Origin of the sequence: Stenotrophomonas sp. TWI1409, assembly GCF_039673015.1 — a bacterium.
Lineage (GTDB): Bacteria > Pseudomonadota > Gammaproteobacteria > Xanthomonadales > Xanthomonadaceae > Stenotrophomonas > Stenotrophomonas maltophilia_A.
The window spans coordinates 1-11,771 of record NZ_JBDJKU010000007.1 but is presented as its reverse complement, the minus strand read 5'-3'; the positions used below and the strand labels follow the sequence as shown (position 1 = coordinate 11,771).

11 protein-coding genes are annotated in these 11,771 nt (G+C 68.1%); 3 read left to right on the top strand and 8 right to left on the bottom strand.

The window, feature by feature from the left end:
* The first annotated feature begins 6 nt into the window (after positions 1-6).
* Complete coding sequence (locus ABE423_RS03995) at positions 7-873, top strand: methylglyoxal synthase (protein ID WP_346485058.1); 867 nt, start codon at positions 7-9, stop codon at positions 871-873.
* A gap of 490 nt (positions 874-1,363) precedes the next feature.
* Here the strand turns inward: ABE423_RS03995 and ABE423_RS03990 are convergent, their stop codons facing one another.
* The 3 genes from ABE423_RS03990 to ttcA are packed head-to-tail and all read right to left on the bottom strand — an operon-like array spanning position 1,364 to position 4,065.
* Positions 1,364-2,143 carry a SprT family zinc-dependent metalloprotease gene (locus tag ABE423_RS03990; protein ID WP_121504985.1) on the bottom strand — a complete coding sequence of 260 codons (780 nt, stop codon included), beginning with the start codon at positions 2,141-2,143 and terminating at the stop codon, positions 1,364-1,366.
* A 59-nt stretch (positions 2,144-2,202) separates the two neighbouring features.
* A complete protein-coding gene (locus tag ABE423_RS03985; RefSeq protein WP_005411825.1) occupies positions 2,203-3,108 on the bottom strand; it encodes a recombination-associated protein RdgC in 906 nt (301 codons plus the stop codon).
* A 36-nt stretch (positions 3,109-3,144) separates the two neighbouring features.
* Positions 3,145-4,065 (bottom strand): tRNA 2-thiocytidine(32) synthetase TtcA, encoded by a 921-nt coding sequence (ttcA, locus tag ABE423_RS03980; RefSeq protein WP_346485055.1) that lies wholly within the window; start codon positions 4,063-4,065, stop codon positions 3,145-3,147.
* Between the two features lie 91 nt (positions 4,066-4,156).
* On the opposite strand from ttcA, the gene ABE423_RS03975 reads away from it, so the two are divergent.
* Positions 4,157-4,360, top strand: a complete 204-nt coding sequence (locus ABE423_RS03975) for a YdcH family protein (protein WP_005421068.1) — start codon at positions 4,157-4,159, stop codon at positions 4,358-4,360.
* A gap of 100 nt (positions 4,361-4,460) precedes the next feature.
* On the opposite strand, the gene plsB is transcribed toward ABE423_RS03975, so the two are convergent.
* From plsB to ABE423_RS03955, 4 genes are all read right to left on the bottom strand, one after another.
* A complete protein-coding gene (plsB, locus tag ABE423_RS03970) occupies positions 4,461-7,097 on the bottom strand; it encodes a glycerol-3-phosphate 1-O-acyltransferase PlsB (RefSeq protein WP_032128690.1) in 2,637 nt (878 codons plus the stop codon).
* Positions 7,097-8,047, bottom strand: coding sequence for a hypothetical protein (locus tag ABE423_RS03965; protein ID WP_343237823.1), 951 nt, complete (start codon positions 8,045-8,047; stop codon positions 7,097-7,099). The genes plsB and ABE423_RS03965 overlap by 1 nt, the downstream gene beginning before the upstream one ends.
* A 424-nt stretch (positions 8,048-8,471) precedes the next feature.
* Positions 8,472-9,197, bottom strand: coding sequence for an orotidine-5'-phosphate decarboxylase (gene pyrF, locus ABE423_RS03960; RefSeq protein WP_346485053.1), 726 nt, complete (start codon positions 9,195-9,197; stop codon positions 8,472-8,474).
* The gene (locus ABE423_RS03955) at positions 9,194-10,117 is read right to left on the bottom strand and encodes a 5'-nucleotidase, lipoprotein e(P4) family (RefSeq protein ID WP_032128687.1); all 924 of its coding nucleotides are present in this window, start codon (positions 10,115-10,117) and stop codon (positions 9,194-9,196) included. The genes pyrF and ABE423_RS03955 overlap by 4 nt, the downstream gene beginning before the upstream one ends.
* Before the next feature lie 101 nt (positions 10,118-10,218).
* On the opposite strand from ABE423_RS03955, the gene ABE423_RS03950 reads away from it, so the two are divergent.
* Positions 10,219-10,869: a DUF480 domain-containing protein gene (locus ABE423_RS03950; protein WP_121504981.1), complete on the top strand. Its 651-nt coding sequence runs from the start codon at positions 10,219-10,221 to the stop codon at positions 10,867-10,869.
* A 98-nt stretch (positions 10,870-10,967) separates the two neighbouring features.
* Here ABE423_RS03950 and ABE423_RS03945 read toward each other — a convergent pair whose 3' ends face one another.
* Positions 10,968-11,495, bottom strand: a complete 528-nt coding sequence (locus ABE423_RS03945) for a GNAT family N-acetyltransferase (protein ID WP_049422378.1) — start codon at positions 11,493-11,495, stop codon at positions 10,968-10,970.
* Between the last annotated feature and the right edge of the window lie 276 nt (positions 11,496-11,771).

Sequence of the window (11,771 nt, the reverse complement as noted above, 5' to 3'; positions counted from 1 at the left end):
CGTTCGATGCGCATCGGCCTGGCTGCCAACCGTCTTCATCACCACGACGCGCGCGCTGCGCTGTTCCGTTGGCTGCGCAGCAGCGAGGCCGGCCTGCGCGAGCTGGGCGTGTCGCTGCATGCGGTCGGCCGCACCCATGACGCGATCGAACGGCAGGGCTTCCTGACCGGGTACGCGGGCCTGCACCGTTATCCCTACGGACGCGAGGGTGGCCTGATGAAGCTGGTCGCCGAAGTCGTTGGCATGGGTCCGGATCGGACACTGGATGGCGCGATCTACCTGATCGACCCGGTCGATCCATCCTCGGTGTTTCCGGAAGCAACCGCGCTCAAGCGGCAGTGCGTGATCCACGGCAAGCCGTTCATTTCGACCGTGGCCACCGCACGCGACTGGGTGGAGGTGGAGCGCGTCCACGCCGGGCTGGCAGCCGATGCCGGCGCCGACGACCTGCATGCGTTCGAAGGCCAGACGCTGGCGCTGATCGCGCACGATGCGATGAAGCCGGCGATGCTGGCCTTCGCCGATGAGCACTTCGATGTGCTGGCCCGGTTCGATGAGCGGGTGGCCACCGGGACCACCGGCCAGCGTTTGAACGCGCTGGCCTGGAGCCGGGGCTGGCCGCGTGATACGCCGTGGGTGACGCGCTACCAGAGCGGCCCGATGGGCGGTGATGCGCAGATTGCCGACCGGGTGCTGGAGGGGCGTTGCCAGCGCGCGATCTTCTTCGAGGATCCGCATGTGGCGCGCCAGCATGAGGCGGATATCCAGCTGCTGGAGCGCGCGGTGACGACAGTGACCGATCAGGCGGTGTGCATTACGGCGCCGCGGGTGGCGGCGCGGTGGGCGGCGGCGGCGGCGCTGCGGGCGGGGTGAGGGTTTCGACCAACGGCTGAGCCCCTCGTGGTGGGTCGTTCAGATCAGAAGCCGTGCTTGGCCGGGTGGGGTGGATTGCGCAGAGGTCGCTGCAAGTCCCCCTCCGGGGCCCGGCCCAGCCGCTGGCGGCTGTGCGTTCAGGCGCTTGCGAAGCAGTGCTTCGCAAGCAAAGCGCCTTCACCCCTGTAAGCTCGGTCGCCGCTTGCTCGTGTGCGCTGTCCTGCGCACACGGCAAGACCGGGCTTGGGCGTCCTGCCCAACCCGCCCGAGGCATGCCTCGGGCCCATGCGGCTCACGCCCCTGCGCAACCCACCCCACCCGGCCACGGACACTTTCCGGTGTGCCCACCACGGAAGAAAGAAAGAAGAGCAGGAGCGAAAGCGGGTCGCGCGCTGCGCGCGCTTTTGTAGAGCCGAGCCATGCTCGGCTGCTGTTGATCGCGAGGGCTGAATATCCGCGCTACGCGCGTTAGCCGAGCATAGGCTCGGCTCTACAGCAGCTGGCGGAGCATAGCTTTCAAGCGGCGCCCTTCGAGCTGGAAGTAGTCGCGCTGTTCGCGCCAGGCGGGGAAGCGTTGTTCCACTTCATGCCAGAACGCGGGTGAGTGATTCGGCTGGATCAGGTGGCAGAGTTCGTGCACCAGCACGTACTCGAACGCCTCGGATCGGCCCAGCACCAGGGCCAGGTCCAGTGCCATGCTGCCGTCCGGGGCAAGTGAGCCCCATTGCGAGGACATCACCTTCAGGCGCAGGCGGCTGGGTGCGCGCGGCAGGGTGGGCAGGTACTTCGGCAGCCAGCGGCCGACGTCGGCGCGGGTCTGGGCTTCGTAGAACTCGCGCAGCAGGCGGCGCAGGGTGGCATCACCGCCGCGGGTCGGCCACTGCACGCAGGCGCCGTGCGCGTCGATCTCCAGCCGCGCGTAGCGGCCTTCCTGCCAGCGCAGCGGCAGCAGTTCGCCGCGCAGTGGCAGCACACCGGCTTCGCCGGGCTGCAGCGGCGCCGGCAGGCCCTGGCCCTGGTACTGGCGCAGCTGCAATGCCAACCAGTCGCGGTGTTGTTCCAGGAAGCGTTCGCCCATCACCAGGCTTGCGCGCGGTGGTAGGGTCAAACGTGCGCCGCGTTCGTCCACGCTCAGCTTGATGCGGCGCGCACGTGGATCGCGCACGCGCAGCACCTCGATCTCGGCATCCTCCAGGCGCAGGCGAACGGTGTCGCGCTGTACGGTGGCGGGCGGGGTCGGGCTGATCAGGCGGCGCAGCAGACGGCTCATGCGCCCAGCATAGCGCCGCTTCGGGCCGCCCGATGACCGGCGGCCGTCGGGCTGCCTGTTCAGTCAGCCTTGCTGAGCTTGAAGGCTTCTTCCAGCAACAGGAACAGGCGGCGGATCTCGGCGCTCTGCAGGGCGAAGCGGGCGTCGAACTCGGCGCGGCGGCCGTCTTCGTCGGCATGCTCCAGCTGGTCCAGGGCGCCGTCGAGGAACTTCAGCTTGCGCACGATCAGGTCGTCGCCGATGACGAAGGACAGGTTGTCTTCGAAGATCAGCGCCAGCTTGGTCACCTGCTTGCCCGCGTCCAGGTGCTTGTCGATCTCGTCGCAGCGCAGTTCCTGGTGCTGGCACTTGACCACCGCGCCACCTTCCACCGGGTCCTTCATCTCGCACTCTTCGCCCAGGCTCAGCCCGGTCGGCAGCGGCTCGCCGGCGATCCAGCCGGTCAGGATCGAGCGCGGCGCGACTTCGGCATTCAGCGGCATCGCCGGGAAGCTGCCGAGCAGGCCGCGGATGTCGGACATGAAGTACTCGCCGGTCTTGCGGCTGGAGGTATCCACCGCCACGTAGCCGTGCTGCAGGTCGATGAAGGCGTCGTTGCGCGAGGACTTCACGAAGGCGCGCGGCAGCAGTTCATGCAGCAGGTCGTCCTTCATGCGCTTGCGCTCGCGGCCACCCGGGCGGCGGCCTTCCTTCTCCTCGATCTCCTCCAGCTTGCGCTCGAGCAGGTCGTTGACCACCGCCGCCGGCAGGATCTTGTCCTCGCCGCCCACGGTCAGCCACAGATGTTCGGCGATGCGGTGGGAGAGCAGTTCCTTCTCCTCGCGGCCGAACGGCGAGATGAAGCCGCGCGAATTCATTTCCAGCGCGCCGACCGGCTTCAGCAGCGCGTGCGGCAGCAGGGTGTCGACTTCGGAAAAATCGGTGGTGGTCGGGAAACGGAAGAACGTCAGGTTGCGAAAGAACATGGAATTCCGGATGGCAAAGAGGAAGGGCGACCGACCTTAAACGGTGGGCGTCTCGGGATCTGCGTCGGCGTCGGCCGGGGAACCGGCCAGCCAGGCATGGGCGTCGGGCAGCGGCGCGTCGTCGCGACGGCCCAGCGCCATGAAGTCGAACAGGGTGGTGTCGGCCAGCTGCGAGGGCCGGACTTCGCCCATGGCACGCGCGATCTGCTCGATGCGGCCCGGGTGGTCCTTTTCCCACTGCTTCAGCATCAGGCCGACCTGGCGGCGCTGCAGGTTCTCCTGGCTGCCGCACAGGTTGCAGGGAATGATCGGGAACTGGCGGGCCTGTGCGTACTCGACGATGTCGCTTTCGCGCACGTAGGCCAGCGGCCGGATCACCACGTGCTTGCCGTCATCGCTGCGCAGCTTCGGCGGCATGCCCGACAGCTTGGCGTGGTGGAACAGGTTCATGAAGAACGTGGTCACCATGTCGTCGCGGTGGTGGCCCAGCGCGATCTTGGTGAAGCCATGGAGTTCGGCGTAGTTGTACAGCGCGCCACGACGCAGCCGCGAGCACAGCGAACACATGGTCTTGCCTTCCGGGATGACCCGGCTGACCACCGAATAGGTGTCCTGCTCGATGATGTGATACGGCACGCCCAGGCCTGCCAGATATTCCGGCAGTACGTGCTCGGGGAAGTCCGGCTGCTTCTGGTCCAGGTTCACCGCCACCAGCTCGAACGGCACCGGCGCCTTCTTCTGCAGCTGCAGCAGCACGTCCAGCAGGGTGTAGCTGTCCTTGCCGCCGGACAGGCAGACCATGACCTTGTCGCCGGCCTCGATCATGCCGAAGTCGGCAATCGCCTCGCCGACCTGGCGGCGCAGGCGCTTGGCCAGCTTGTGCTGCTCGCGCTCGGCCACGCGCGGATCACGGGCGACGCGCGGCTGGGGATCGGGAAGGGAAATCACGGCACTCATGGGTTCCATTCTAACGGCTCGGAGCGGCCACGGCCGGGGGTCGGGATTCCCCTCTCCCGGCAGTCATCATCGCTGTGTATGCTCGGAGGCTGTGGACACCTACAGCCCCGCCGAGATCGTCGAGCACCTCGCCGCCCTGCGCGCCGAGCACCGCCTGCTGGATGAACAGATCACCCGCATGGCCGCCAATGGCGAGGACGAGCTGGAAGCCAAGCGCCTGAAGCGGCGCAAGCTTCAGCTGAAGGACTGCATCGCCAGGCTGGAAAGCCTGCAGATTCCCGACGAACCGGCCTGAGCGGTGGCCCATCCACGCATGGCGTGGATCTACTGCTTCGCCCCGGTAGATGCCAACCTTGGTTGGCATGCCGTTCGCCGGGCACGGCCCGGCGCTGCCTTCAATCCTGCGGCGCAGGCTCGTCCGGACGGGCCGCTTCCGGGCTGACCCGCTCGATGGTGTGGCGCAATTCGCGGCCGAGGATGAACTTGGCATCCTTGGCCCAGGCGTCCAGGCGTTCGTCGAACAGCAGCTTGCTGTTCTCGTCCGGCCACACCAGGCGCAGCTCGCGCAGCTTCTGGATGAAGCCACGGAACAGGGATTTGTCGAAGAACTCCGGTGCCGCCGGTGCGTACAGCAGGCTCAGCCGTTGCGCGGCCTGCTGGCACAGGCTTTCCAGCTCGGCCGCGCCGAGCACGCCCGGACCGTTCTTCACCAGCACCGAGATGGCGATGTAATAGCGCTCGAACGCCTGCTGCAGCGAATGGCCGATCGCACGCAGGCGGAACACCTCGTCGGTCTGCCCGGTGTTGCGCGCCAGGATGCCGCCATCGTCATCGTTGACGTTCTGCAGCAGGCCCTCACGCACGAACACATCGATGGTCCGGTCGATGCGCTGGGCGAACTCGTCCTCGCTCCACGGCAGGAACAGCTCGGCCTGCAGGAACGGGTATACCGTACGGCCCAGCTGGACCAGGCCGGTGCGGCTCATGCGGCGGTTGTTCTGGAAGCAGCAGGCCACCCACGACGAGGCGGTGAACAGGTGCACCACGTTGTTGCGGAAGTAGCTGAGCAGCACCGCGGTGTCGCCGCTGACGCTGAGCACATCGCCCAGCGGGTGCTTGATGCGGGTGAGGACGTTGATTTCCTCGGCGTGGGCGATGATCCGCTCCGGCGAGTGCGGGGTCACCGTCACCCGGTCCGAGTACGGCATCTCGACCAGCAGGGTCTTGCACAGCTCGATCTGCGCGATCAGGTCGGCCTCGCCCATCGCGTGCTTCGGCGTGGACAGCAGGGCCAGCGCCAGCAGGTTGATCGGGTTGACGTCGGCGGCGCCGTTGATGCGCACCTGGATGCGTTCGGCCAGCGTATCCACCGTGGTCGACAGCCACGCCGGCTTCTCGTCCTCGGAGACCGCCTCGCCCTTCCACTCCGGCGCCTTCTCGGCGAGCACGTCGTTCAGTGCGATCGGTTCGCCGAAGTTCACCACCACCTGGCCGTAGTTCTGCTTGAGCACCTTGGGGATGCCCCACAGCAGCGACCAGATCGATTCCTTTTCCTTCGGCCGGCCGGACAGTTCGTCCAGGTAGCTGCCGCCCTCCATCAGCTTCTCATAGCCGATGTAGATGGGCTGGAACAGCACCGGCTTGCGCGGCTGGCGCAGGAACGCGCGCAGCGTCATCGAGATCATGCCGCCCTTGGGCTGCAGCAGTCGGCCGGTACGCGAGCGGCCGCCTTCGACGAAGTACTCCAGCGAGTAGCCACCGGCCACCAGCTGCGCGACGTATTCGCTGAGCACCGCCGAGTACAGCGCGTTGCCACGGATCGAGCGGCGGATGAAGAACGCACCGCCCTTGCGCAGCAGGGTGCCGACCACCGGCAGGTTCAGGTTGATGCCGGCCACGATGTGCGGCGGCACGATGCCACGGTCGTACAGCAGGTAGGACAGCAGCAGGTAGTCCATGTGGCTGCGGTGGCTGGGCACGTAGACCACTTCGTGGCCCGGCGCGGCGGCCTTGAACTTGTCCAGGTGGTGCACCAGCACGCCCGCATAGATGCGGTTCCACACGTGGCTGAGCATGAAGCTGGCCGAGCGCACCACCGGGCTGGAATAGTCCGCGGCGATTTCCCAGGCGTAGGCGTGCGCCTTCTTCCAGGCATCGGCCGGCTTCGAGTTGTCGCGCTTGGCCTGTGCGGCGATCGCTTCGCGTACCGGCTCGGCGGCCAGCACCTGGTCCACCAGCAGGCGCCGGGTCGACAGGTCGGGGCCGATCACCGATTCACGGATGCGTCGGAAGTGCGTACGCAGCACGCGCTGCAGCTTGCGCACCGTGCGCTCCGGCTCCAGGCCTTCGTCCACGGTGCTGCGCAGCGAGATCGGCGGGGCAAAGCGGACGATGGTGCTGCGGCCGTTGAGCAGCACCGCCAGCAGGCGGCGGAAGCGGCCGACCAGCGCCCAGTTTTCCGAGAACAGCACGGCGAACCAGCCGCTCTGCTTGTCCGGCGCGCGGCCGACGAAGATCGACACCGGCACCAGGTGCACGTCCAGGTCATCGCGCACGCGATGAGCCTGCAGCACCTTGGCCAGCGAGTCCGAATGGGTCTTGGCGCCGCGCTGCTCGGGAATCAGCGAGTTGCTGGAGCTGCGCCGCGACAGCGCCAGGTAGGCGCGCTTGCGGCCGGTCGGGTCACCGGCCAGCGGCACCAGCGGCGATGGCAGGCCGGCCTGGCGGCAGGCCTTGTCCAGGATCAGCGCATTGGACAGGCCGTAGTCTTCCAGCACGTACATGACCGGGCGGCCATCGTTGTACTGGCCCGGGTCTTCCGGTTCGATCTTCAGCGACAGCCACGGCTCGACCAGACGGCCGAGCAGGCGAGCCCACAGCGGGCGGCGGCCAGCCGGACGCGCGTGCGCGGGCGGCGGTACCGGGTTCGGGCCGGTACCGGTCGAGGGGGACGCCGGCACCGTATCGGCGGGCGTCGACTGGGATTCTTCGCCGGGGAACGGCAGCGGGTTCTGTTTCGACATCGGCGCCATTATGGCTTAGGCGGCGGCGTTGCCGCTTCCCCACCCTCGGCGGGGGCTTCAGCCGGTGACGGCGACGCAGCGGCGCGGGCCGCGTCGGCCTTGCGCAGCAGCGCGTCGGTGTCGGCCAGGGTGCGGGTCAGGTACCAGTGGCCCTCGCGGCGGCTCAGCGGCAGCTGCAGGGTCATCTCACGCCCCGCCAGGTCGTAGTGCAGGCGTACCAGCGCATTGTCGCCCTCCACCGAGAGCAGTTCACCGCGCACGCTGCGCAGTGCGTCATCCACGCCCAACCCGTAGCTGCCCAACACCGCCTTGAGGGTATGGATGAACGGCGCCAGCTGCTGCAGGCTGCCTTCCATGCCCGCGGCCTGCAGGCCGGCCTCATCGTCGAAGCCGACCTTGCCGGCGGCCCCCACCAGCGCGGCGATCGTGCTGCGTGCACGCGCACGGTCACTGATCGGCGCGCCCTGCGCCCAGCTGGCGAGGGTTTCCACCAGGGCGATGTAATGGGCCTGCTGGCCGGGCGTATAGCCCTTCTGGTGGCGCAGGTACTGCACGCCGAAGTTGCCCATCGACTGCGCGGCCTGGCGCACGGCACCGGCCTGGCCGGCCAGCTGGCGGTCGAAGCTGCGTTGCAGTTCGGCACCGGCATTGGGCGTGCGCAGTGCGGCCAGCATCGGCAGCAGCTGGTCGCCCAGTGGCAGTTCAGTCAGCGGCCACTGGCTGCGGCCCTCGGCCCAGGCCTGCTGCAGGCGCTGGTACTGGCTGGGCGGAACCGACAGCTTTGCATAGCCGACCAGATCGTCCTCGGCCAGGCGCAGGGCCATCGCCTGCACCGCCGCAACTGGTTCGGCTGCCGGCCTGGCCGGATCGTTGGCCGGTTCACGGCACGCGGTCACGGCCAGCAGCATGACTGCCAGCCCCCATCCACGCGCAGACCTTCCTCGCACTGCCACGCTCATGCACTCGGACTCCCCGGACCGGTCCGCATCTTGCGGCCTGCGAGGTGACAGCGGCAAGCCGGGACGTCACGGTTTCCGCAGTTGCTTGTGCAAGTCACTGATCGGAATAAAAAAAGAGCCGGGATCACGAGGATCACAGGCTCTTCAAGCCGGCGCAGGGCCGGTGGACAGTGTTGTGGCACATGTCCGGTCCGAGGACCGGATGGCGGCGATCCTACGCTGCCGCTCAAGTTAAGGCAACACTTCACGTAGTGTCATATAAATCATTGATTTTATTGATTAGCCTGATGCCTTGCGCCGGGGCCATGAAATCTACGGCAGGTTTTGCGGCGATTCGGGCACAACCGGTCCTTCGGCGGATGCAAAAACGCCATCCCGCGCGGGTCGGGATGGCGTTCGGGCCTGCAGACTGCACAGCGGAATCTCAGCGTGCAGCCAACGCCGACGCGATTTCCTGCTGGATGGCCCGGGCCGCGGCCTGCGGATCGGCGGCCAGGCGGATCGGGCGACCGACCACGATGGCATCGGCGCCATCGGCAAAGGCCTGGACCACGCCAACGGTACGCTTCTGGTCATCGCCGACCGGGCCACCGGGGCGGATGCCCGGGCAGACGATCGAGAACCCGGCGCCGGTAGCGGCGCGGATCGGGCCGGCTTCCTGGCCCGAGGCGATCACGCCATCGATGCCGGCCGCCTGCGCGGCCAGCGCGCGCTCGACCACCACGTCCACCGGCTCACGGTCGATGCCCATCTGCGCCAGGTCCGGGCGGCCCATCGAGGTCAGCACGGTCACTGCCAGCAGGCGCATTTCGCTGCTGTTGGCGGCGGCGCAGGCTTCCATCATCGCCGGGTGCCAGCCGTGGATGGTGGCGTAGCTGACCGGCCACTGCGACAGGCGCTTGATCACCGCCGCGGCGGTGGCCGGGATGTCGAAGAACTTCAGGTCGACGAACACGCGCTTGTCGCGGCGGGCCAGCTCGTCCAGCACCTGGAAGTACTCGCCGGAGGCGAGCAGTTCCATGCCGATCTTGTAGAACGCCACGCTGTCGCCGAGGCGGTCGACCCACTCCAGCGCCTGCACGCGGTCCGGCACGTCCAGCGCGAAGATCAGGCGCTCGTCATCGCGCAGCGGCAGCGGCGCGCGGCTCACGGCGCGTAGTCCAGCGCAGCGCGCTTGGCGTCGTGACGGGCCTGGCGCGACTGGCTGTAGTCGTTGTTGAACTGCGCCGGCTCGAAGCCGCCGTAGGTCGGGTTCGGCAGCATCCACCAGCGCTCGCCGAACCAGTCGTGGTACTGCTGCAGCAGCGCGTCACGACCGTCGTTGGTGTTGGCGGTCACTTCGACGAAATCGCCCAGCTGGTCGCCGAACTGCATCAGCACGCGGTACTTCTGCCCGGCCAGGCGGCGGCGGCAGTTCTTCTCGCTGCCGGCCTGCTCGCAGCCTTCGACCACGGTGCCCAGGCCCAGGAACACGCTGTCATCGGCCACCGGCAGGCCCTGCTCGCGCAGGTTGGCCAGGGTTGCGTCCTTCAGGTGCACGGCGCGGTTGGAGATGTACAGCAGGGTCACGCCCTTGGCGTTGGCGGCCTTGGCGAAATCAACCACGCCCGGAATGGCCTTGGCCTTCTTTTCGGCCACCCACTGGTCCCAGGTCAGCTCGTCGTATTCCTTGCCGTCGCGCACCAGGCGCGCCTGGTAGGGCGAGTTGTCCAGCACGGTCTCATCCACGTCCAGCACCACGGCCGGCTTCAGGCCCTTGGCCTCGTTGCCGCGTTCTTCCGGCACCAGCGCATCCCAGTGGGCTTCCTTCAGCGCGGCATCCAGGTGGTCGGCGGCGGCACGGTAGGTCTGCTCGGTGATCGCCTTGTACTCCTGCGCGCGCTGCATCCACAGCACCGCATTGAGATTGTCGTTGGCAGTGGCATCGAGCGCGCCGTCGGCCTTGGCAGCGGCGGCCGGGGCCTCCGGGGCAGCGGCTTCGGCGGCAGGCGCATCCACGCGCTTGCAGGCGGACAGGCCCAGCGCCGCGGTGGCGAGCAGGGTCAGGGACAGGGAAACGGGACGACGCATGGATTCACCGGCAATCAGATATACCGGCGCATTTTACCGGCAAAGGCGGTCCCGGGACGGCTATGCTTGGCGGTTGACCCGTTGCCCTTCCGGAGGCCGCCATGACCGATTCCACCCAGACCCCCGACGTCCCCCTGCTCGACGCCGTGCAGGCCCGCCTGCTGGGCTGCCTGGTGGAGAAGGAGGCAACCACCCCGGACACCTATCCGCTGACGGTCAACGCCGCCCAATCGGCCGCCAACCAGAAGACCGCCCGCGAGCCAGTGATGAACGTCGATGCCGGCAGCGTGCAGCACGCGCTGCGCCAGCTGGAAACACTGGGCCTGGCCCGCCAGCACTTCTCCTCGCGCGCAGACCGTTACGAGCACCGCCTGCAGGCCGCGCTGGACCTGACCCGGCAGCAGACCGTGCTGCTGGCGATGCTGCTGCTGCGTGGGCCGCAGACCCTGGGCGAACTGGTCACGCGCAGCGAGCGACTGCACCGCTTCGCCGACGCCGACGAAGCCCGCCACGCCATCGAGCGCCTGCAGCAGCGCGCGCTGCTGGTGGTGCTGCCGCGCGCCAGCGGCCAGCGCGAAGACCGCTACATGCACCTGCTGTGCGGTGAAGTGGACGGCGCGGCGCTGGCGGCGAAGTATGCCGGCAGCGGCGGTGGCAGCGATGCGGCCGATCCCGGCCTGGCCGAGCGCGTGGCCCAGCTGGAAGCGGCCGTGGCCGAGCTGCAGGCGCAGCTGGCCGAACTGCGCGGCTGATGGTGGGTGCCGACCGTTGGTCGGCACTGCATCTGAATCGTGCCGACCAAAGGGCGGCACCCACCCTCAGCTACTACTGTGCCGGCCAGCGGCCGGCACTACCCGACGTCAGCCGCACCCAAGGTGGCGTACAGCCGGCTGGGCGTTTCGATGCCCGGCAACTGGATCACCCCGCGCTCCTGCATGCCCAGGCCCAGCAGGATCTTCCCGGACACCACGTTGTCCAGATCGGTGATGCCGTACAGATCCTGCAGGCCCAGCTCAGCGCGCGCATGCGCGAACACCGCCCGCGCCGCCTCACCGGCATAACCCTGCCCGGCGAATTCAGACAGCACCGCGTAGCCGATGTCCGGCCCCGGCAGGCCATCGCGCCGCACCAGCCCGGCATTGCCCAGCCACGCCCCATCGGACAACCGCTCGATGGCATACATGCCGAACCCATTCAACGCATAGCTGTGCAGCACCCGCAGCGCGATGTACTCACGCGCCTGTTCTTCACTGCGCACATTGCGGTCACCAATGAAGCGCACGAAGCCCGGATCATTCAACAGCGCCAGCATCGGTGCCGCATCGCGATCAGGTTCAATCGCACGCAGGCGCAGGCGTTCGCTTTCAATTGGATGCACGCGCAGACCTCCAGCCGAAACCCCGATTCTGCCTCAACCCCCGGCTGTTGCTTTTGATTTTCTTTTTTCTTTTCCGTGGCTGGCGCGCACGGAACCTGTCAGAGGCCGGGCGGGTGGGCTGGGCGGGACCGTCCGCGGCATGGATGCCGCGGCCGAGCCCCCATGGACGGGTTTACGGCGTGTCCCGACCAGGCCCCCCCGCCCGCCCCCCCCCCCAAAGCCCGGGAAAACCGGCGGCCCCCCGGGGCGCGCCCGGGAGCCCCGCCAACAAACACG